At 48.7% G+C, this 20,786-nt stretch carries 19 protein-coding genes; 10 read left to right on the top strand and 9 right to left on the bottom strand.

Going from position 1 to position 20,786, the window contains the following annotated elements; all coding sequences use genetic code 11:
• The first annotated feature begins 234 nt into the window (after positions 1-234).
• The 4 genes from ACNI29_RS12190 to ACNI29_RS12175 all read left to right on the top strand — a co-directional run bounded on the left by ACNI29_RS12190 (position 235) and on the right by ACNI29_RS12175 (position 3,137).
• Positions 235-672 (top strand): RrF2 family transcriptional regulator, encoded by a 438-nt coding sequence (locus ACNI29_RS12190; protein WP_419778642.1) that lies wholly within the window; start codon positions 235-237, stop codon positions 670-672.
• Between the two features lie 149 nt (positions 673-821).
• Entirely contained in the window at positions 822-1,268 is a 447-nt protein-coding gene (locus ACNI29_RS12185; protein WP_419778641.1) for a DUF1499 domain-containing protein, read from the top strand.
• A 67-nt stretch (positions 1,269-1,335) separates the two neighbouring features.
• Entirely contained in the window at positions 1,336-2,577 is a 1,242-nt protein-coding gene (locus ACNI29_RS12180) for an agmatine deiminase family protein (protein ID WP_419778640.1), read from the top strand.
• A 125-nt stretch (positions 2,578-2,702) separates the two neighbouring features.
• Positions 2,703-3,137, top strand: a complete 435-nt coding sequence (locus tag ACNI29_RS12175) for a rhodanese-like domain-containing protein (RefSeq protein WP_419778639.1) — start codon at positions 2,703-2,705, stop codon at positions 3,135-3,137.
• A gap of 257 nt (positions 3,138-3,394) precedes the next feature.
• Here ACNI29_RS12175 and ACNI29_RS12170 read toward each other — a convergent pair whose 3' ends face one another.
• From ACNI29_RS12170 to ACNI29_RS12155, 4 genes are all read right to left on the bottom strand, one after another.
• Positions 3,395-5,710, bottom strand: coding sequence for a methyl-accepting chemotaxis protein (locus tag ACNI29_RS12170; RefSeq protein ID WP_419778638.1), 2,316 nt, complete (start codon positions 5,708-5,710; stop codon positions 3,395-3,397).
• A gap of 369 nt (positions 5,711-6,079) precedes the next feature.
• On the bottom strand, positions 6,080-6,850 hold the full coding sequence (folE2, locus tag ACNI29_RS12165) for a GTP cyclohydrolase FolE2 (protein WP_419778637.1): 771 nt from the start codon (positions 6,848-6,850) through the stop codon (positions 6,080-6,082).
• Entirely contained in the window at positions 6,850-7,269 is a 420-nt protein-coding gene (nikR, locus tag ACNI29_RS12160; protein ID WP_419778636.1) for a nickel-responsive transcriptional regulator NikR, read from the bottom strand. Before nikR ends, folE2 begins: the two co-directional genes overlap by 1 nt.
• A gap of 18 nt (positions 7,270-7,287) precedes the next feature.
• Positions 7,288-7,959, bottom strand: a complete 672-nt coding sequence (locus ACNI29_RS12155) for a class I SAM-dependent methyltransferase (RefSeq protein WP_419778635.1) — start codon at positions 7,957-7,959, stop codon at positions 7,288-7,290.
• A 353-nt stretch (positions 7,960-8,312) separates the two neighbouring features.
• Between ACNI29_RS12155 and gcvH the strand changes: the two genes are divergently transcribed.
• The 4 genes from gcvH (at position 8,313) to ACNI29_RS12135 (ending at position 12,928) form a co-directional block, all read left to right on the top strand.
• Entirely contained in the window at positions 8,313-8,693 is a 381-nt protein-coding gene (gene gcvH, locus ACNI29_RS12150; protein WP_419778634.1) for a glycine cleavage system protein GcvH, read from the top strand.
• A gap of 89 nt (positions 8,694-8,782) precedes the next feature.
• Positions 8,783-10,114: an aminomethyl-transferring glycine dehydrogenase subunit GcvPA gene (gene gcvPA, locus ACNI29_RS12145; RefSeq protein ID WP_419778633.1), complete on the top strand. Its 1,332-nt coding sequence runs from the start codon at positions 8,783-8,785 to the stop codon at positions 10,112-10,114.
• Complete coding sequence (gene gcvPB / locus ACNI29_RS12140; protein WP_419778632.1) at positions 10,114-11,559, top strand: aminomethyl-transferring glycine dehydrogenase subunit GcvPB; 1,446 nt, start codon at positions 10,114-10,116, stop codon at positions 11,557-11,559. The genes gcvPA and gcvPB overlap by 1 nt, the downstream gene beginning before the upstream one ends.
• On the top strand, positions 11,546-12,928 hold the full coding sequence (locus tag ACNI29_RS12135; RefSeq protein ID WP_419778631.1) for a dihydrolipoyl dehydrogenase family protein: 1,383 nt from the start codon (positions 11,546-11,548) through the stop codon (positions 12,926-12,928). The genes gcvPB and ACNI29_RS12135 overlap by 14 nt, the downstream gene beginning before the upstream one ends.
• Before the next feature lie 147 nt (positions 12,929-13,075).
• On the opposite strand, the gene ACNI29_RS12130 is transcribed toward ACNI29_RS12135, so the two are convergent.
• Together ACNI29_RS12130 and ACNI29_RS12125 are read right to left on the bottom strand one after the other, a co-directional pair.
• The gene (locus ACNI29_RS12130) at positions 13,076-13,426 is read right to left on the bottom strand and encodes a VOC family protein (protein ID WP_419778630.1); all 351 of its coding nucleotides are present in this window, start codon (positions 13,424-13,426) and stop codon (positions 13,076-13,078) included.
• A gap of 48 nt (positions 13,427-13,474) precedes the next feature.
• Positions 13,475-14,629 carry an SGNH/GDSL hydrolase family protein gene (locus ACNI29_RS12125; RefSeq protein WP_419778629.1) on the bottom strand — a complete coding sequence of 385 codons (1,155 nt, stop codon included), beginning with the start codon at positions 14,627-14,629 and terminating at the stop codon, positions 13,475-13,477.
• A gap of 104 nt (positions 14,630-14,733) precedes the next feature.
• Here ACNI29_RS12125 and ACNI29_RS12120 point away from each other — a divergent pair, with 104 nt between their 5' ends.
• Complete coding sequence (locus tag ACNI29_RS12120) at positions 14,734-15,357, top strand: MBL fold metallo-hydrolase (protein WP_419778628.1); 624 nt, start codon at positions 14,734-14,736, stop codon at positions 15,355-15,357.
• A 187-nt stretch (positions 15,358-15,544) separates the two neighbouring features.
• Here the strand turns inward: ACNI29_RS12120 and ACNI29_RS12115 are convergent, their stop codons facing one another.
• The gene (locus ACNI29_RS12115; RefSeq protein WP_419778627.1) at positions 15,545-16,612 is read right to left on the bottom strand and encodes a phosphotransacetylase family protein; all 1,068 of its coding nucleotides are present in this window, start codon (positions 16,610-16,612) and stop codon (positions 15,545-15,547) included.
• Positions 16,613-16,816: 204 nt separating this feature from the next.
• On the bottom strand, positions 16,817-18,925 hold the full coding sequence (locus ACNI29_RS12110) for an acetate--CoA ligase family protein (RefSeq protein WP_419778626.1): 2,109 nt from the start codon (positions 18,923-18,925) through the stop codon (positions 16,817-16,819).
• Between the two features lie 28 nt (positions 18,926-18,953).
• Between ACNI29_RS12110 and rnc the strand changes: the two genes are divergently transcribed.
• On the top strand, positions 18,954-19,655 hold the full coding sequence (rnc, locus tag ACNI29_RS12105; RefSeq protein WP_419778625.1) for a ribonuclease III: 702 nt from the start codon (positions 18,954-18,956) through the stop codon (positions 19,653-19,655).
• Positions 19,656-19,764: 109 nt separating this feature from the next.
• Here the strand turns inward: rnc and ACNI29_RS12100 are convergent, their stop codons facing one another.
• Positions 19,765-20,637 carry a flagellin N-terminal helical domain-containing protein gene (locus tag ACNI29_RS12100; RefSeq protein WP_419778624.1) on the bottom strand — a complete coding sequence of 291 codons (873 nt, stop codon included), beginning with the start codon at positions 20,635-20,637 and terminating at the stop codon, positions 19,765-19,767.
• Positions 20,638-20,786 lie beyond the last annotated feature (149 nt).

The following is a 20,786-nucleotide window of genomic DNA, read 5'->3' as shown; positions in this document are numbered from 1 at the left end:
TATTGGTCTTTTTTGCCTACTTTGCACAATCCACGCAGACATGCCAATATACGCTTTTAACTAAAATTTATCAAAAACACAAGATCTAATTATTTTTTTTCAAATCAATAAAAAAATCGTTTCCAAACAGAAACTTAAGTCAAAAACAATAGTAATCACTCCGGTCTCGAACCAATACCCTTGACCCGAAGCAATTACTTTTCTAAATAATCAAATAAACCAAAAGGAAATTTCATGAGACTGACAACAAGAAGCAGATACGGAACCCGAATGATACTGGACATCGCCATGCATTGCACTGCCGGCCCGGTCCGTATCAGTGACATTGCCAGCCGTCAGGGACTTTCAACTAAATATCTGGAAAAACTTATCCGCGAACTTAAGCGGGCAGGTTTTATCGCCAGTAAACGCGGTCCCGGCGGTGGGCACTCTCTAGCCATGCCTCCCGAGGACATCAGCGTAGGTGACGTTGTTAGAAGCCTCGAAGGCGAAGCCGGACTGGTAGAATGCCTTGAAAACGATGAACTGTGTCAACGAATCGAACAATGCCCGACCCGTGAAGTCTGGGTTAAAGCCAGCAAGGCCATGTATGCCGCTTTAGACGAAATATCTATTGCCGACCTGCTAAAAGAAGGCTCTTTCTGCATCCGCACCAACCCGATGGGTCAATAGCCCTGAACTTCCCAGCCCTGATCTGTCTTGTGCAGATCAGGGCTTTCCTCGTTTTGAAGATTGTTTTCCATAATATATTCAAAACCAGCACAAACACATCCCCCGATTATCCTTGCCTCATTTGATAAAAATGCCTTAACCTGCATCCCATGATTTACAAACTAAGCATATCTTTAGTTATCGTCTGTGTTGCCGGGCTTTTTATTGCAGCCCATTTTTCATCCCCACCCAAAAATCTGGGTATGACCGGGGGCAAACTCTCTCCATGCCCGGACAGTCCTAATTGCGTTTCCTCTCGGGAATCAAGCAACAAGCACGGCATCCTGCCGATTAATGCCAGTGGAACCAATTCGCAGGTCATGCAAAAACTTGAAGTATGCATCGAGAAAATGGGCGGCACAGTTATATCCCAAAACGGCCCATACCTGCATGCGGAATTCCGAAGCAACCTCTTTCGCTTCGTGGACGACCTTGAGTGCGTTTACAATGAAGTCGACGAAAGAATTGAAATCCGCTCTGCTTCCCGGTTGGGCTATTCTGATTTAGGGGCCAACCGGAAACGGGCAGAAAAACTGCGCAACCTTTTCGACAATTAAAGAAGGACCGGAATTTGACATGCTTAAATTTACGAGATTTTTTCTAATCGTAACGGCAATATTCACGATGACAGCAGCAAACGCGCTGGGTGGTGAATGGAGATTCCCCGGAGAATTTGAAAAACAGGAACAGGTCTATCTCGGCTGGCTGAGCAAAGAATATGTAAAGGGCTACCACAGTGACGATGTCCTGCTGGAAATTGCCCAGAACCTTGTTCCCTACACGCCCATAACCATCTGTGTCCCCGGAGAGCCACAACGGCAGCATGTGCAGGAACTTCTCCATAAGAACAATATTCCCGCTGACAAAATTTCATTCCAGACTATCCCTTTCACCATGCTCTATTGGCGGGATTTCGGCCCCGTTTTCACCGTGGACAAAAACGGCAACAAGAGCATTGCAGATTTCAGCTTCAACTGCTGGGGATACTTTCCTCAACATAACATCCAGTCACGCATAATGGAGCGCATTGACCGTGACATAGCCAAACAGCGTCAACTACCCTACCGCATGACCCGTCTGGTAAGTGAAGGCGGGGACCGGGAACTGAACGGAAAAGGAACTATCTTAGTAACCGAAGCCTGCGAATTTCAACGCAACCCCAATCTTTCCCGCGCAGACATTGAAACCGAACTGAAAGACATGCTGGGCGTGACCAATGTCATCTGGCTGAAAAAAGGGACTGTCGATGACGATGCATACAACGTAAGCACCCTGCCCGGACCGGACGGTAAGGGAGTAGCCTACCGCAGTGCGGCTGCCAACAACCACATAGATGAATACTGCCGCTTCATATCAGCCGACACAATCCTGCTGGCTGAGGTAAGTGAAGAAGAAGCAGCTCTCGGCCCGGTAGAAAAAGAAAACCGCCGCCGCATGGAGGAGAACTACCAGATCCTGAAAAACGCAGTTGATCAGGATGGAAAGCCCTTCAAAATCATACGCATTCCCATGCCGGAAACTCTTTACTTCGAAGTGACACCTCAAGATGAAGCATACATCGGACTGGTATCTTTTCCCCGCTTCACCGATGGTACTGCTTTTCCGGTCGGACATCCGGTACAGGTTGTCCCGGCCCAGAGTTACTGCAATTTCCTGATTTCAAACGGTGTGGTTCTTGCTCAAAAATACTGGCACGAAGGATTACCTGAAAAAGCAAAAAAACGTGATGCCGAAGCTCTTGCTGTTCTACAGAAGGCTTTCCCGAACCATAAGGTTGTTACCATCAACACCCTTGGAATCAACTTCGGGGGCGGCGGAATCCACTGTTCAACTCAGCAGGAACCGTACACAGACAATAGACGCTAATTACAGACGGCAAAGGTGTGTTATAGAAAATCAGCACGCCAAACCTGCGCAGCTATCAAATTTAAATATTCGACTAAATCTCCCCCTGAGTTTAACTGGTAAAACTAAAACTCAGGAGGAACAAAATGAATTTTACAAAAAGAATGATGGTATTGCTGACCAGTGCAGCAATTGTTGTTTGTGTTGCTACCAGCGCTTTCGCAATGAAAGAAGAATATAACTACATGAGTCCTGCTTCACTGCAGAAAGCTATTGAGACTAAGGCTGATATTGCCATCGTGGATATTCAGGTTGCTGATGAATTTAAATCCCACCACATCAAAGGGGCAATTGAAACCTGTGCCTATCCGGTCAAAACCGACGTGGACACAAATAAGTTTGCAGCAGTGCTGGCTGACATTAAAAGTTCAGCTCAACCGATCGTAGTCATCTGCCCCCGAGGTAAAGGTGGCGCAGAAAGAACAGTTAACTATTTCGCCAAACAGGGCATCGCACCATACCGTCTGTTTATCCTCACCGAAGGACAGGACGGCTGGCCCTACGCAGTAGAAAAGAATTAAAAACCTATATTGTCAAACAAAACTCCCGCCGGAATTTCCGGCGGGAGTTTTTCTTACCCTAAAAGTGTCGCCGCAATCGCTCTATCCATTCGGTGAGCAACTGCGGCTGTCGGCGGAGATCAGGTGGGGAAGATTCCCCTCTGCCTCCTTACTTATAATAGTAAGCACTCATTTAAGTTTAGCAAGAGGCAATCATAAAAAACGTTCCGCCAGCAATCCAGCGGAACGTTTTTATATGCAATGTTAAGACAAATAAATTAGTCAGCTCCCATACGCGATATCACTTTATTGAGTCTACCAGCCATATTCGAAACTTCAACAACAGCCTGCTCTGCCTCAGTCATAATCTTGAAGTTATCACCAGAAATGCGGTTGATTTCCTCAGTAGCACGATTGATTTCTTCACTGGTGGCAGACTGCTGTTCAGTAGCAGCGGCAATTGCCTGCACCTGATCAGAGGCCACCTCCACCCTTGCTACTATATTGCGCAAGGCATTACCTGAATCTTTAGCCAGTTCAGCACTTTTACTTACAGACTCAGCGGCACTTTCAGTAGCTTTGATACTTTCATCTGTCATAGATTGGATTGTAGTGATAGTACTGCCCACTTCACTAGTAGCGGCGACGGTCTTTTCCGCCAACTTACGCACCTCATCCGCAACGACAGCGAAGCCGCGCCCGGCCTCACCTGCCCGTGCAGCCTCGATAGCAGCATTCAGTGCCAGCAGATTGGTCTGATCCGCAATATCAGTAATCACCGACATGACATCCCCGATACCTTCTGCCTGCTTTCCAAGTTCCTGCATGGAATTGCGCAGATTCTGGGCCTGGATCTCCACCTCGCCAACAGCGTCAACTACTTCATTTACTATCTCTTCCCCGCTGCGCGCATCTTTCATGGCCTCACCCACCTCTTCAGCAGACTGACTGGCATTGCTGGAAACTTCAATGACAGTAGCGTTCATTTCTTCCATGGCAGTAGCAGTTTCAGCGGCTCTTTCCCGTTGAGTTTCGGAACCGTTGCTGGCCTCGCCTATCTGACCGGAAAGCTGGGCAGCAGCACTGGAAAGATACTGGGAAATCCCCGAAGCCTCTTCAACAGCCAAAGCAATACGCTTGTTCTGTTCTTCAATCACCAATTGCTGAGAGCGAATATCTGTGACATCAACCCAAAAAACCATAGCCCCGATCATATCCTTTTCCATATCATAAATCGGAGTAATACTGGACTTAATGTTCTTGCGTTCACCTGCTCTAGTGGCAATCTCAACTTCCATGGACATGAATTTATTCTCTTTTATAGCCTTGTTGACCAGAGTTTCACGTGCCGGATCATCATAAAACAGTTCACCGGAAATCAAGCCAACACATTCATCACGGTTTCTATCAATACCAATCATTTCCACCATAGGTTCATTGACCCACATGGTCTTGTAATCAGGCCCTATAATTGAGCAAGGTAAGGGTAAGCCGTTTAGGACACCTTCGGAGAAGGCCAACTTTTCTTTCAGGTTGCCGACCATTACCTGAATGTTTTCGGCAAGACCCGCCATCTGAAAACGAAACTTACCATGCAGCCGGGAAGAAAAATCGCCGTTAGCTACGGCTGCCGAATAAGCAAGCATACTCTGTATAGGATTAACCACGATGGAACGTATAACCGCGACCATTCCGGCGCTCAAAAGAATTGCGACAATCAAACCGGCAACAGTAAGAATATGACGTTGGTTAATTGCAGCTGAAGCCAAATCACCTTCCGAGGCAGTGATAATCATGGACCATCCGGTTTCATCCAAGGTGGAATAGGAAACAATTTTATCTTCCCCTTTCCACTCATATTCAGTGACACCCTGTTTTTCACGCAGAATTGTACGAATAAAATCATTACTGGACACATCACGGAGCATTATATTCTTGTCCTGACCATGAGCAATTACCCTTCCGTTGCGGTCAAGCATATAGGCATAGCCATTTTTACCTATTCGGATCGGATCAATGAATACTGAACTGAAATAATCCCAGAAAGGAAAAACGCCAACACCACCTATTATTTCTCCGGCATGATCATATACAGCTATGGCTGAAGCAAAAATATACTTACCCGCTGTTTTAGATTTGAAGATATCACCCGTCATATAAACAGGCTGCCCTGAAATAATTCTCTGCACATACTCCCGGGAACTACGGTCTGCACCGCTCAAGTCCTTGCCGGTAGCCGTATATCCGGAGACAACTTTGCCATTTTTATCAAAGGCAAAGGCCGCCCAGTATTTATTTGAATTTTTAAATAACGTCTTGAAGAGATTGTCTGCTTCTTTTTTCCCACCCCCTTCAAGGGCACTTCTCACTGACTGACTCTCAGCAAGCAACGAACCTACAAACTGAACCTGCTCGACATAATCAGATACTGCGGATTTTGAATTCGTGATCAGATTATCCATTTCTGCAAGCCGAGCATGAACCACGGTCCCGTAAGTATCATGACTGACCCAGGCCACTACGGCCGTCATTGTAAGAAGAATAGAAATTGAAACAACTATAATTATGAAAGTATTTACGCATTTAATCTTCATAGACCCCTCTAAAAGAGTTCAGTATTTGTAAAACAGAAACAACATAAAAAACAAAATATAAAATTCACAATTAAAACGCAGAATGAATATTAATGTTTTAATAGAGGGTCAATGGATCAGTATTGCTTTTAACTATTCCGTAACAGCAATAGCTAAATATACACACAACGCTCACACTCACAATAATACGATTACATTTTGTATCAATACAAAAACAGCCCCCCACCACAAAATATGCAGTGAAGAGCTGTTTTATTACACAAAAGTGTCGCCGCAATCGCTCTATCCATTCGGTAAGCAACTGCGGCTGTCGGCGGAGTTCAGGTGGGGAAGATTCCCCTCTGCCTCCTTACTTATAATAGTAAGTACTTATTCAGGTTTGGCAATACTTGCGAAGGCACAATGATTGTGAATCGACTCAAAACTTTCCACGTCAACTTGGTACCACAAAATTTTCGGGTGTTTTTCCAAGCCCATAGCAGCATTGCGGACAACATCCTCAACAAAGGTGGGATTTGCGAAACTTTTTTCTGTGACGTGTTTTTCGTCCTCACGTTTAAGCAGCGAGAACACTTCGCAGGAACCGGACCCTTCGGCAATTTCCACCAGATCCTCAATCCAGACGAATCCTTTTGATTTCGTTTTAATGTGTACCACAGCACGCTGACTGTGAGCACCTTCGTTACTGATAGCCTTGGAGCAGGGACAAACAGTCATGACCGGAACTTTCACACCGAGAGTGAATTCAAGATTATCCCCGACCATCTCACCTTCAACAGTACATTCGTAACTCATGATCCCCTTACGTCCGCTGACCGGGGAAGTCTTTTGCAGGCAGTAGGCAAAGCTGAGTTCGGCATGAGCACGTTCGGCTTCCAGACGGCGCAGAATATCGCTGAGCAGATTATAAAAACTCTTGTAGTCCAATTCTTCGGACCAATCTTCAAGAGCCTCCACAAAACGACTCATGTGTGTTCCCTTGAAGTGCGCAGGCAGATCAACGGACAAGGCTACTTTCGCCATAGTGCTCTGACTTCCGGATTCGCGGTCGCGAACCACAAGAGGAAGGGTCAAGTCACGCACACCGACCCGGTCGATGGACATGGCTACTTTCGCAGGACTATTTTGTACGTCTTCCATTAAACCAACTCTTCCCCGGTAGTAGTAAGCCCCAATTTGCCGTGCTTAACGCCTTTCGTGGAAATCAGACGGTGGGCCAGCTCTTTGATCTGTTTACCGTCACCCTTAAGAACCATGACTTCGAGGCAGTTGTCGTGGTCCAGATGAACATGCAGGGTGGACATGATCAGGTCATGGCTGTCGTGCTGCAATTCGGTCAGACGCTGAGAAAGACCGCTGTGATGGTGGTCGTAGACAAGGGAAAGAGTCCCCGCCATTTCGCCTTCAGTCTCATCCCATTCCCTTTCCACCAGCATGTTGCGGATCAGGTCGCGAATAGCTTCGGAGCGGGTCTGGTAACTTTTTTCGTCACAAAGCTTGTCAAATTTTTCGAGAAGATCGGAATCAAGGGAAACCCCGAAACGTATAGTTTTACCCATTTCAAACCTCCGTAACAATCATATGGATTTGCCGGGAACAACTTCCCGGATATTAACAGTCATTTCCGCGTTGCAGCAGGCGGCCTTCTCAGTCAGCGGAAGCGATGTCTTCCAACCTAGGGATTCAAGTTTCTCCCAGACCGGAACGGAAACATCCCGCCGAGGCTCGGCCATCCAGATGACTCCGCCGGGCTTCAAAACCTGTCGAAAGAGCTGTTCAAGCGGATCGAAAAATCTTTTCTCATACAAAATATCGCCGCCCCAGATAAAGTCAAAAGAATGCGGGGCAAGGGATGGTTCACGCCAGTCCATCTGCAGCCAGAGCGGCTGGGCTGTTTTGTTGGTCACAGCATTGTCTTTGGCAAAATACAGGGGCGGTAATTCATAATCAAAAGCCACAACTTCCGCGCCCAGAGATTGCCCGATAATCGCGGTAAGCCCAAGTCCGCAGCCTAAATCAAGGCATTTACGTCCTTTTATCAAGTCGGCATTGCGGTGCAACCATTCACCGAGCAGCACGCTGGCGGGCCAGAGTTCAGCCCAGTACGGCAACCGTTCATCATCCCCGAATTCATCTTCGCCGATTTCATCCCAAAGGGTCTCCAAATCAGCTGTTCGCTCAATTTTCCAGACCCTTCCGGCAGTTGCAACTTCTATGGTTTCCCGTTCACCGGAAATACAATCCTTCAAGAAAAGCTCTCCTTTCCAGAAAAATATCTATTTTCGCAGCACCTCGCCGGGAAAATATGCATGCCCGAAGAATCGCTTAAAAACTGACTTTACGCCATTAAAGGTGCTTTATTCAAGGCCTGAGTATGCCTTTTTTCGCCAAAACACAAGAGTTAGTAACACGACTTATTAACCCGCAAAATTATAAAATCATTCAATTTTGATTAATTCGATAATTTAACGAATATTTTTCTGCAATTTGACCTTGCAGAAGTCTTTTATTTCTTAAGCAGGAATGCTATCAGGAGCGAGTTATCCACATAGAGACACGGTCAAGAACTATAAAATCAGTATACATTTAAGAAGGAGGCCACATGATTCCGCAGGAACTTCTTTACGCCAAATCTCACGAATGGCTCAAAGTTGACGGTGAAAACGGAACTATCGGTATCACCCATTTTGCTCAGGAACAGCTCGGCGACCTTACTTTCGTCGAACTGCCGCAGGAAGGCGACACTTTCGCAGCAGGCGATGAATTCGGATCAATTGAATCCGTAAAAGCTGCCAGTGAAATGTACGCTCCGGTTGATTGCGAAGTTGTGGAAGTTAACGAAGCTCTCGAGGACGCCCCTGAAAAGGTCAACGAAGATCCTTACGGTGCAGGCTGGCTTGTCAAAGTTAAAATCACCGGCCCCACTGATGCACTTCTCGATGCTGCCGCTTACGAAAAGGTAACTGAAGAAGAAGCCCACTAATCGGAGCCGCTCTTTAATATATAGTACACAAACTTCCCCGCCGACCGCTTACGTCAGCGGGGAAGTAATTTTTTATACCGGAGGACATAATGCCTTACGTACCCCATTCCCCGGAAGAAATCCGGGAAATGCTTGATGTGATCGGCGTGAACTCCGTGGAAGATCTCTTTGCCGAAATCCCGGCCGAACTGCGCCCCAAAAGCTTTGCCCTGCCTAAAGGAAAAAGCGAAATGGCAGTTCTGGAAATGCTGGGCAAAATGGCAGCAAAGAACACCACGGACCTGACCAGCTTCCTCGGAGCAGGTTTCTACGACCATTTCATTCCCGCAGCGGTTGATGCCCTTTCCTCCCGCAGCGAATTCTACACAGCCTACACCCCCTACCAGCCCGAATCCTCTCAGGGGACCCTGCAGGCAATCTTCGAATACCAGACCGCCATGGCCCGGCTCATGGACATGGATTACGCCAACGCATCCGTTTACGACGGCGGTTCCGCGCTCTACGAAGCAACTCTCATGGCCGTGCGTAAAACCAGACGCAGAAAAATCATCGTCAGCGAAGCATTGAACCCCATTTACCGGGTCATGCTTGACTCCTACACCACCAACCTGAACCTTGAGCTCGTCACCGTGCCCCACGATCATGGACGCACCAACGTCAAGTCCATTACCGCAGCAGTAGATAAAGACACCGCAGCGGTTATAGTTCAGAACCCCAACTTTTTCGGTTCAGTAAATGATTTCACCGAAATGTTTGAAGCAGTGCACGAACAGAAGGCACTGGCCATCATGTCCACCTATCCGGTCATGCAGGCCCTGCTGAAAACTCCCGGTCAAATGGGTGCGGATATCGCTGTTGCAGACGGTCAGTCCATTGGACAGCCCCTCTCCTTCGGTGGTCCCTACCTCGGAATCATGACCTGCAACAAAGCCCTTGTCCGCCAGATGCCCGGCCGTATTGCCGGACGCACCGAAGACGAAGACGGCAAGACAGGTTACGTTCTGACCATTCAGGCACGTGAACAGCACATTCGTCGCCAGAAAGCGACCTCCAATATCTGCTCCAACCAGGCTCTCTGCGCACTGCGTACCCTGATCCACCTCTGCCTGCTGGGCGAGGAAGGGTTGCGCCGCACTGCGGTCCTTTCCGTTGAACGCGCCCATTACGCAGCTGAACGCCTCACCGCCATCGACGGTGTGGAAATGTTCACTAAGGGACCCTACGGCAACGAATTCGCCATCTCCCTTCCGGTAAACGCCTTTGAGGTAATCGACAAACTTACCGAACGCGGCATCATCCCCGGCTTCCCCGTGGGACGTTACTACGAAGGATTTGAAAATGTACTGCTGGTGGCTTGCACCGAAAAGACCACTGAAGAACAGATCGGCATCTTCGCCGAAATTCTGCGGGGGGCAATCTAATGAAAACAGTATTTGAAAAATCCGTTCCGGGTCGTGAAGGCTGCTGGCCTGATGAGCCCAAAGCAAAAATCGAGGACCTCATCCCCGCTGAACTTCTGCGTGAAGAAGCTGGCATGCCCTCCCTTTCCGAGCTGGACGTGGTTCGCCACTTCACCCAGCTTTCCCAGAAAAACTTCGGTGTGGATTCCAACTTCTATCCTCTTGGTTCCTGCACCATGAAATACAACCCCAAGTTCACCGAACAGGTGGCTGCCATGCCCGGATTCGCCAAGCTGCACCCGGTCATTTCACAGCTCAAGGGAGCAGGCCGTCATTGTCAGGGTGCACTTGAGGTTATCCACGAAACCGAATCCCTGCTCAGCGAACTGACCGGTATGGCTGCATTCACCATGCATCCCATGGCCGGGGCTCACGGTGAACTGACCGGTGTTATGCTCATGGCCGCTTACCACCGCGACAAGGGCAACAATAAAACCAAAATTATCTGCCCGGACTCCGCACACGGAACCAACCCGGCATCCGCAGCTGTAGCCGGATACGACGTTGTTTCCGTTGAATCCAAAGACGGCATCATCACTCCCGAAGCCCTCGCGGAAGTTCTGGATGATGAAGTAGCCGGCGTTATGATGACCTGCCCCAACACTCTGGGCCTTTTCGAAACCCATCTGCCTGAACTGGTCAAGATGATTCACGAAAAAGACGCTCTGCTCTACTATGACGGTGCAAACATGAACGCCATCATGGGTAAGCTGCGTGTTGGTGATGCCGGGTTCGATATCGTGCACCTCAACCTGCACAAAACCCTTGGAACTCCGCACGGTGGCGGCGGTCCCGGTTCCGGCCCGGTAGGCGTAAGCGAAAGACTCATTCCTTTCCTGCCCATTTCCCGCGTTGAAAAGCTCGAAGACGGCCAGTACTACCTCTCTTACGACGAACCTAAATCCATCGGTTATGTTGCTCCTTTCTACGGCAACTTCGGTGTTTACCTTAAGGCATACGCCTACATGCTCCGCCTCGGGCGCGAAGGTCTGACACGTGCAACCGAAGGTGCGGTCCTCAGCGCTAACTACATGCGCAAGCGTCTCGAAAACCATTTCGAGATTCCTTACAACCGCATCTGCATGCACGAGTTTGTTGCTTCCGCAGTGGAGCAGGCCAAAAATGGAGTTCGCGCTCTCGACGTTGCAAAAGCACTGCTCGACAAAGGCCACCACGCTCCGACCATCTACTTCCCGCTCATCGTGAAGGAATGCCTGATGATCGAACCCACCGAGACTGAGAACAAGGAAACCCTCGACCGCTTCATCGACGACCTCATCGAGATCGCTGAAGTGGCGGAAAAGAACCCTGAAAAGTTGCTGGCCGCACCGCTCACCACCTCTGTCAAGAGACTGGACGAGACCAAGGCCGCACGTTCCATGGTGATTACTGATGACATCAAATAGTTTCCCGACAGATACACGCTCCTACGACCTCGTGGTCGTAGGGGCCGGTCCGGGTGGCTTTGACGCAGCTCTCGAAGCTGCGGAGGAAGGCATCAAAGTCGCGCTGGTCGAAAAAGATCTTCTCGGTGGAACCTGCCTCAATGTGGGCTGCATTCCCACCAAGATGTACCTCGGCGCAACCTCCCCGGTGGAAGAACTTGCCGCCCAGTCCAAGGCACGCGTTGCCAAGGGTGAAATTGATATCGATTTCAATGCACTGTGCACCAAGAAGGACCGCTTCATCGCCGCAACCCGCAAGGCAATGGCCCAGAAAGCCAAAAAGCTGGGTATCGACATTTACCCTGCCGTTGCCAAAATAATCGAGCCGGGTAAAGTTGAAGTCTCCCACCCAGAGGAAAAGGCAGTACTGGAGTATAAAAACCTTATCCTCGCCACAGGTTCCCACCCGACAGTTTTCCCCGGACTGGAGCCTGACAATGAAACAGTTCTGGATAACACTGGATTTCTGTCCCTGACTGAAATGCCCACTTCACTTTTGGTCATCGGTGCTGGTTTCATCGGCCTTGAAATGGCTCAGATCGCCCATCGCATGGGCTGCCAAATCACCGTGGTGGACGCTCTTGACCGTATTGCCGTTTACGAAGACCCTGAAGTTTCCAAAGCTTTACAGTCAGTTTTCAAGCGGCACAAATGGAAATTCAATCTCGGCGTGAAGGTTAAATCTGTCACCGCTGAAAACGGACAGGCAGTACTGCGCACCGAAGACGGTGAAGAATTCACCGCAGAAAAAGCGCTCATCGCCATCGGCCGCCGCCCCAATTCCGCAGATATCGGAATTGAAGCTCTCGGATTGGAGACTGAAGGTCCCGGTTTCATCAAGGTTGACGAAAACCTCGAAGCCGCCCCCAACGTCTACGCCATCGGTGACCTTAACGGAAAAATACTGCTTGCACATGCCGCCAGCCATCAGGCCGGTTACGTTGTGCGCCGCATTGCCGGAATAACCGAAGGCCCCTACGAGCACGGACCTATCCCGTCCATCCTCTACGGTTCCCCGGAAACCATGCGCGTGGGGCTCATGCCCGCCGATCTTGAAGGTAAAGGCGAAGTAAAAACTTCTTCTTTCCCGCTGGTAGCCAACCCCATCGCTCAGGCCTACGCATCCACTCAAGGATTCGTAAAAGTGGTCTGGCTCGACGGAAAAGTGGCCGGAATCACCGCTGTGGGACATCACGTAGCCGGATTCACCACCGCAGCTGCCATGATCGTACAGGAAGGCTGGACCAAAGATGATATTCATAAAGTCGTCTTCCCCCACCCCTCTCTGGACGAAGCCCTTTTAGGTGCGCTGAAAGCAGAACAGAAATAAAATTGCCATAAAAAAGGCCGTAATATCTTACAAGATATTACGGCCCTTCTAGTCGTAAGAAAGACAACAAAACATCTGAACTTATTCAAAAGACTTCTACCCTACCGAATATAATCCCTCTCCGGTGCATATTGCAGCACAGCTGTATTACTCTGACCAGACTGCATATTCATTGCCGTTAGGATCGGCAAAATGAAATCTTCGACCTCCAGGAAATGAAAAAATTTCTTTTATAATTTTTCCGCCGGCATCTGTGATTTTCAACTGGGTTGCCTCCAATTCCTCGCTGTACAAAACAACAAGCACACTACCTTTGTCAGTAGTTGAGGTCAGGTCGGATTTATAAAATCCTCCGTCCATACCGCCATCGACGATCGCTATGTATTCTGGACCATAATCAACAAATGACCAACCAAACGTATCACCAAAAAATTCCTTGGTGATTTCTAAATTTTTGGAAGGAAACTCAACATAATTAATTTTTTCATGCTTGTTCATTTGTAGCTTTTCTCCTTTATTTACTCATACCAACACACAAAACAAACGTCACTTCCCAACAAATTTTTCTATTTCATCAATTCTGTTTAAATAATTCTGGGTATAAATCGGCCCGTTAGCACTGAATGCGGCTGCATTAACGCGATGCACCTGACACCAATGCGCGAGAACCGGATTGGGCCAGATACGGGCATAGGTTTTGATCATATGCAGGGTATTATGGCAGACCGGAGTGAATTCAGCTGTGCGGGCCAAAAGCTCAGTGTAATCTTTGCCGAGATTGAGAAAAAAAGATCCGACAGCCCGTGCGCAAAGATAATTTGAGCCGGAGGCCAACATCTGCAAAAGCTTGTCCTCAGGAAACTGTTCCGGCTGCCAAGGGCGTAACCATTCGTCGGGCACGATTTCTTCTGCTGAATATTCGATGCACCCTTCTTTTAAAAATCGATCTATTTTGCGGGCCAGCGCAGGCCACATGGAACCTATATGCTCAACATCGCGGCTGGCATGCAATCCGGTAATGGCATCGTTTTCTTCGGTTAGCTTGAATTTGAGAAACGGGCAATGCGCTTCTATTTTCTGCTCTGCCCCGTTTCCATTCCATATTCCTGCAAAAATTCGATCCAGCTCGATTACGGTAAGATTATCAAGTTCACTTTCCCAGCTTTTGAGCAGCGGCCCTGCAGTGCGCCAAAGCTCATCCCAGCCTTCAAGATAGGAATAGGGATCAGGCCCGAATGCGGGATAATGTGACAGGCGGGAAACCACGATGATGGGAACTTCCGGGAACCGTTGGCGCACATTACCGATCATTTCCCGGTAGCGTTTCAGATAACCTCCCGGTCTGGCCTGGACCATGCCGCAATTACCTTTCATCCACTGTTCGAATTCGGGATATTCTCTCCATGATTCAGCATTGACGAAAAAAATATATTTGTCTGCAGCATGCACGAAGAGCGGACTGTTTTCGTGAAAAAGATTCATCACAATAAGTTCCGGCTTGGGATCTTCCGGGCCTATCATCTGGAACTGATGCAATAATTTGCGGTCGTGGTAATATTTGTCCAGATCATATTTGCTATTCAAGGCTGCCAACTCTTCAGGAATGATTCCCGGTGAGCTGTTATAAGTAAACGGCGAAGCAAGTACACGGTAGGTACAGAGCTGCCCAGACTTCTGCACTTCCCTGCTGAGGAAATCCATTTGACAGTTTCCCAAGAAATAAAGCATTCTAGATCCTTGATAGTTGCTGTTTTTTATTATGCAAGATTTCACTCTATTGCCGACAGACAGTCAAGTCCCGAACAATGAAAGAAATACAGATCGAAACTTTTGTGCTGGGTCCCCTTGAGACCAACTCTTACCTGCTTAGTTCTGGTTCTGATGCCGTGGTGATTGACTGCGGATTGGATCCTGAACCCATGATGCAGGCAATCCATGACCGCAAACTTAGTGTCAGCTCCATATACCTGACCCATATGCATCTTGACCACGTAGGCGGCGTGGGCTTTCTGCAAAAAATGACCAAGGCAAAAGTTTACGGGAGCCACAAAGATTTATACCTGAATGAAATTCCCCTGAACGACGGCGGATGTCTCGAATTTCAAAAAGAGTTGGATTTCGAAGTAATTGATATGCAGCAGGGACGCCAGACCATTTTAGACAATCCGGTGATGATCCTCGAAACCCCCGGACACACACCCGGAAGCCTGTCCTACTTCTTTCCGGCACAGGGCTGTATTTTCGTGGGGGACCTGCTGTTCATGATTTCCGTGGGACGGACCGACCTGCCCGGAGGCAACAGTGATGAGCTGCTCAGCTCCATCAGTAATCGTATTTTCATCCTGCCCGGTGAGACAAAAGTTTTCTCCGGACACGGCCCCATGACTACCGTGAAGCACGAAATCCGTAATAATCCTTTATTTGTTTAGATTATTTGATGCGCTCCGCGCTTTTTTTATAAAAGATTTTGCCTCCGGGGAGCCTACCGGCGATCCTTCCGGGGACTTAAACCCTTTTTTATTAGCTTCGCTGCATATAATTTTTGATTGCCACTAAAAAAGGAGAAACAGCTTGAGCCGTTTCTCCTTTTTTTGCGTTTATTTATTTGGACAAAAATTAATATTTCAGTCCCAGCTGTTTTTTCAGGTAACCGAAATCGATGTGTTTTTCTACCAGCTCAACGCCGTGCTTGATCTTTGCAGATTCGCGCAGCTTGTGGCGGGAAAGGATATCTTCCATCTTCTTGGCGACTGAAAATGTGTCGTCGCGAACTATAATGATGGGTGTTTCCAGAACTTCAGAACGGGTCAGGATGATGTCGTTGGGGTAAAGATTACCGGTCAGCACCAGACAGGGACATTCGCCCTCAAGAGCCACCAGCTGGACATCGGAACGGTCACCGCCGACAATAACCGCTGAGTTGCGGTGTCTGCGGAAGTGGGTCATGAAGTTCTCAACCTGCATAGTACCGATGAGGAAACTTTCCACCGGCTGATCGATACGGTTGTGGGCAGTGATAATCTTTCCGCCGAGACGGTCGGCAAGATCACCGACTTTGATGGTTCCCATAAGCGGGTCTTTGGGGATCACGCCGAGGACTTTTACGCCCTTACGCTCAAGGAAGGGTTTGATCAGAGTGGTAATCTCGTCCATGAAGGTCGGCGGGATGTCATTCAGAACAACCCCGACCAGATTATCACCCAGTGATTCTTTGAGAACCACTAGATAGTCGTAGTTAAGCTCCTTCTGGAAACGGTCGATGACCACACACTTGATGCCCAGCTTCTTAACCAGATGAATACCGTCCACGCCGCAATATTTGCCGGAATACATTGAACCGGACCCGGCGACCAGAGTCAGGTCTTTGCCCGCGCTGATCTTCTCGTACCCCTCCACAATGGGCTGCACATGGTCCTCAACCTTGCCGTTGAAAGCCTGCACCTTGAAATCGTGGGTAACAACCACCGGGGTAACTACGTTCGGCGGATTGGAAACGCCGAGCACATCCTGAAGGAAAAAGGCATCCTCATCCCCCAGTCTGCCGTCAACCTCCGCGGGAATAGCACCGACGGGTTTCATGTAACCAACGCTGACGCCCTGCTTCTGAAAATGAAGCCCCAAGCCCATGACAATCATGTTCTTACCGGAATAACCGCTTGTAGAACCAATATATAAACCGGACATAAAGTCCTCCTTGTAATCAAAACAAAATCAAAGAAAAATCTTCGAGTAACAGCGGCGAAGCCCTAATAAAAGTTTTTGAGAGAGTCCAGAGAACCCTTTTTCCAAAAAGGGTTCTTACCTATAGCCGTTAGGCGAGAGCTTCTTGCTCGAGTCTTACGGATATAGAGAGCAACGCTGCCCCCCGGAGGACCGCCGGAGGCGAAACTAGCTTACAGTCATGCGCATATTGGCGACAACAGCACCATCAGGTCCGGCGATAACCGGGTTGAATTCAGCCTCCTGAATTTCCGGAAGATCCGAGGCCATCTGGGAAACCATTAGCAGCACATCTTCCAGCGCACCGAGGTTCACCGCCGCCCCGCTACGTACTCCACGCAGAATGGGATAGGCTTTGATCTCCCGGATCATTTCCTGCGCATCATTAAGAGCCAGCGGGGCCAGCCGTGATGATACATCACCAAGCAGGTCTACGTGAAGCCCTGCAAGGGAAAAATTTATAAGCGGCCCGAACTGGGGATCACGCTTGAAGCTGACCACAATTTCGTGGGAATCTTTCGGCCCCATAGCCTGCACCAGACACCCGGTAATGTAGGCATCCTTGCACCTTCTGGCGGCGCGGGTTGTGATTTCCAGAAAAGCCTTGCGCAATGCCTGCGGAGTCTCAATGTCAGTAACAACCAGACCAAGCTCCTGTTTGCGTGATATCTGCGGCGAAGCGACCTTGAGTACTACGGGATAGCCGATCCTTTTGGCAGCTTTGGCGGCCTGATTGGAAGTACGGGCCAGTACGGTTTCAGGAACCGGAAGCTCATACGCGGAAGCAAGCTGCTGCGCGTCCAACTCCACAAGCTCGGTCAACCCGGTCTTGCGGCAGTTTTCAACGATAGACTTGGCCTTGGAGTAATCGCGCCTGAAACAGACATCGATGGGCCAATCTTTTTTCTGCCAACGGTAGCAGCGGGTCATGGCATCAAGGGAGCGCACCGCAGCTTCGGGAAATTCATAGCAGGGTAGTCCTGCCGCACGAAGCATCCTGCGGGATTTTCTGGTCGAGTGGTCGCCCATAAAGCAGGTCAGGATCGGCTTGTCACATTCTTTTGCCAGCTCGATAATGTCGGCGGCAACTTTTTCCACATCATCAAGAATATTCGCCGCCGGAGTCAGAATAATCAGTATGGAATGAAAGACGTCATCTTCAGCTACGGCCCGCAAAACCTTATGGTAGGTATCTGCTTTGGCATCACCGAGCATATCGATGGGGTTGTAAAGCGATGCATAAGGTGGCAGCACTTCCTTCATCTTGTCGAGTGTAGCCGATGAAGGACGGGAAATATTAAGGGATCCTTTTTCACACATGTCGGCAGCAAGAATGCCGGGACCTCCGGAGTTGGTGACGATGGCTACGTTGGAGCCGTTAGGTAAGGGCTGGCAGGAAAATGCATGGGCAAGGTTGAACATATCTTCAATATCAACAGCCTGCATAACTCCTGTCTGGCGAAAAGCTGCATTGTACGCTGTGGTGGCCCCGGTCAAAGCTCCGGCATGGGCAGATGCAGCGCGAGCACCGGAAGGAGTTTCCCCGGCCCGCAAAAGGATAAGCGGTTTCTTGAAAGTGGTATCGTAAGCAGTGCGCAGAAAATCCTGACCGTCTTTGAGGGTCTCACAATAGCCGACAATTACTTTTGTATCGTCATCATTGGCCAGGTAGTTAATCATTGTCGCTTCGCCAAGCACCGCTTTGTTGCCAAGGCTGATAAATTTGGAAAAACCGACCCCTTCATTGTTTGCCCAGTCAAGAGCAGTACTGCACATGGCCCCGGACTGGGAAAGAAAGGCAATATTTCCTTTAAGTGTAAAATCCGGATTAAGGCTGGCGTTCACTGAAAGAGCTGAGTTCATGAGTCCCATGCAATTAGGACCGAGAATAATCATATCATGATTCTTGGCTGCTCTTGCCAATTCGCGTTCCAGACGATAACCTTCGCGTCCGGTCTCACCATAGCCGCCGCTGGTAACAACAGCAGCCCGGACCGGGATATTGGATAGCTCTTCGACTGCTTTTATAGCGTCAGCAGGCGGCAGGCAAATCATAGCTAGATCGGTTCCTCGGGGCAGTCCGGATATGGAAGAAAACGCATTAAGACCGTGAACTTCGGCCCCCTTCCCATTGACGGGGAATATTTTTCCCTTATATCCAGAGGCAAGAAGGTTGGCAGTAATTACGCTGGCCTTATCCTGAGAGTCAGCAGACACTCCGATTACGGCAATTGATTCAGGCTCAAACAAGGCCTTTAAACATGAATAAGAATACATTCGATAATATAAATTCAAGCAGGGTTGTATGGTAGAAAATTTTTCACGCCTCCAGCAAGGTATCCACTATCGATTTTCTCAAGTCAAGCATTTAGCAACTGCTCTTACCCATAGTTCATGGGCAAATGAACAGTCCGAACCTGTTGAAGACAATGAAAGACTGGAATTTTTGGGCGATGCAGTGCTGGAACTTTGCGTAACCGAAGAGCTTTACAAGAGGTTCCAAGACGCCCACGAAGGCCAATTGACCAAGATCAGGTCAAAGCTCGTCAAAGAAAAAAGTCTTGCCGCAATCGCCCGCGAACTGGAAATTAACTCTTTTCTCAAACTCGGGAAAGGAGAAGAAGCGCAAGGGGGCCGCACCCGCTCTTCCCTGCTGGCAGATGCAATGGAAGCTGTTATCGGGGCTGTCTTTTTGGACGGAGGCTACGCTGAAGCACAAACATTCATCATGCGGATATTTGAAGACAAGTGGCCTGAAACTTTCAAAATTGAAAGCTCCAAAGACTTCAAAAGCAAACTGCAGGAAGAGACTCAGGCCAGATTTAAAGAACGTCCGACCTATATGCTGACCGGGACAAAAGGCCCGGAACATGAAAAGATTTTTATGGTAAACCTGAATCTCCCGGATGGGAAATCATTTGATTCGGAAGGAACCAGTCTGAAAAAAGCCGAGCAGACAGCTGCGGCCAAGGCTCTTGATTATCTCTCTGAGACTGAAACAGAATAATCTAAAATTCCATTCTCTAATACCTGCCCTAAAATAAGTTCAAGGACTGGGAGGCGGTGATCAATCGCCTCCACAGTCCTTAATCTTCACCCGATTATCTCAAGCGGTTTTAACCGCCAATGAGCTGCATTGCCATCTTCGGCAGTGAATTAGCCTGCGAGAGCATCGCTACCGCGGACTGAGTGAGAATCTGGTTACGCACGAATTCAGTCATTTCGGTTGCTACGTCGACATCGGAGATACGTGATTCCGCTGCCTGTACGTTTTCTGCCTGAATTGAAAGGTTGGTGATGGTATTTTCCAACCTGTTCTGCATAGCACCGAGATTCGCACGAATCTTATCTTTTGAAATAATTGCCTGCTGGAGCTTATCCAGAGACTTCTGCGCGAGCTCCTGTGTTGATACGGAAGTATCGACACCAAGTGAAGAAGCAGTAGAACTGCCTATGGAGATATAGTAATAGTCTTCCGCGCAATCGTTACCGGTTCCGAAGTGAACCTTAAGAGGCCCGGTTGAATGAAGCCCTGCTCCCTCATGGTCGCTGCTTGCACCGGAAAGGTTACCGTTCAGCAGATGGATACCGTTGAAGTCGGTAGCCATTGCGATACGGGTAATTTCCGAAGCCATGGCCTGATATTCAGAGTCGATGATAAGACGCTGGTCGGAGTTGTAAGTACCGGTGGAAGCCTGGGTTGCAAGCTCTTTCATGCGGATGAGCTTCTCATCGATAACCTGCAGTGCGCCGTCTGCAGTCTGGATCATGGAAATCGCGTCATTTGCGTTTCTCATACCCTGATTAAGGGATTTAACATCTGCGCGCATCAGTTCGCGAATTGCGAGACCTGCAGCATCATCTGCTGCGGTGCCGACTCTCAAACCGGAGGAGAGGCGACGAGTTGAAGTACCGAGATTGCCGTACGCTTCCTGTAAGTTGCGTGAGGCATGCATTGCCATCATGTTGTGGTTAATGACTAAGGACATATCTGAACCTCCTTGTAGTTCACAAAATTCCGTTTTTGTTAACCAACCTTAAGCAGAGCACGTGCCAAAAACATTTATATCATACATTTCAATAATTTAATCATATATACAAAGTCTAGACTTCTTTATGTACAGCTAAAGAGTCAATT

The organism is Maridesulfovibrio spiralis (SeqCode) (assembly GCF_048571135.1).
Lineage (GTDB): Bacteria > Desulfobacterota > Desulfovibrionia > Desulfovibrionales > Desulfovibrionaceae > Maridesulfovibrio > Maridesulfovibrio spiralis.
The sequence above is the reverse complement of the archived record's forward strand: the minus strand, read 5'-3'. Positions and strand labels throughout refer to the sequence as shown.

What these genes read in the sequence shown, in the direction of transcription:
- ACNI29_RS12135 (WP_419778631.1), top strand. Translation starts at nt 11,546, where the DNA reads ATGACATCAAATAGTTTCCCGACAGATACACGCTCCTACGACCTCGTG.
- ACNI29_RS12175 (WP_419778639.1), top strand. Translation starts at nt 2,703, where the DNA reads ATGAATTTTACAAAAAGAATGATGGTATTGCTGACCAGTGCAGCAATT.
- ACNI29_RS12110 (WP_419778626.1), bottom strand. Translation starts at nt 18,925, where the DNA reads ATGTATTCTTATTCATGTTTAAAGGCCTTGTTTGAGCCTGAATCAATT.
- ACNI29_RS12120 (WP_419778628.1), top strand. Translation starts at nt 14,734, where the DNA reads ATGAAAGAAATACAGATCGAAACTTTTGTGCTGGGTCCCCTTGAGACC.
- ACNI29_RS12185 (WP_419778641.1), top strand. Translation starts at nt 822, where the DNA reads ATGATTTACAAACTAAGCATATCTTTAGTTATCGTCTGTGTTGCCGGG.
- ACNI29_RS12130 (WP_419778630.1), bottom strand. Translation starts at nt 13,426, where the DNA reads ATGAACAAGCATGAAAAAATTAATTATGTTGAGTTTCCTTCCAAAAAT.
- ACNI29_RS12180 (WP_419778640.1), top strand. Translation starts at nt 1,336, where the DNA reads ATGACAGCAGCAAACGCGCTGGGTGGTGAATGGAGATTCCCCGGAGAA.
- nikR (WP_419778636.1), bottom strand. Translation starts at nt 7,269, where the DNA reads ATGGGTAAAACTATACGTTTCGGGGTTTCCCTTGATTCCGATCTTCTC.
- gcvPA (WP_419778633.1), top strand. Translation starts at nt 8,783, where the DNA reads ATGCCTTACGTACCCCATTCCCCGGAAGAAATCCGGGAAATGCTTGAT.
- rnc (WP_419778625.1), top strand. Translation starts at nt 18,954, where the DNA reads ATGGTAGAAAATTTTTCACGCCTCCAGCAAGGTATCCACTATCGATTT.
- folE2 (WP_419778637.1), bottom strand. Translation starts at nt 6,850, where the DNA reads ATGGAAGACGTACAAAATAGTCCTGCGAAAGTAGCCATGTCCATCGAC.
- gcvPB (WP_419778632.1), top strand. Translation starts at nt 10,114, where the DNA reads ATGAAAACAGTATTTGAAAAATCCGTTCCGGGTCGTGAAGGCTGCTGG.
- ACNI29_RS12100 (WP_419778624.1), bottom strand. Translation starts at nt 20,637, where the DNA reads ATGTCCTTAGTCATTAACCACAACATGATGGCAATGCATGCCTCACGC.
- gcvH (WP_419778634.1), top strand. Translation starts at nt 8,313, where the DNA reads ATGATTCCGCAGGAACTTCTTTACGCCAAATCTCACGAATGGCTCAAA.
- ACNI29_RS12115 (WP_419778627.1), bottom strand. Translation starts at nt 16,612, where the DNA reads ATGTCCGGTTTATATATTGGTTCTACAAGCGGTTATTCCGGTAAGAAC.
- ACNI29_RS12170 (WP_419778638.1), bottom strand. Translation starts at nt 5,710, where the DNA reads ATGAAGATTAAATGCGTAAATACTTTCATAATTATAGTTGTTTCAATT.
- ACNI29_RS12125 (WP_419778629.1), bottom strand. Translation starts at nt 14,629, where the DNA reads ATGGATTTCCTCAGCAGGGAAGTGCAGAAGTCTGGGCAGCTCTGTACC.
- ACNI29_RS12190 (WP_419778642.1), top strand. Translation starts at nt 235, where the DNA reads ATGAGACTGACAACAAGAAGCAGATACGGAACCCGAATGATACTGGAC.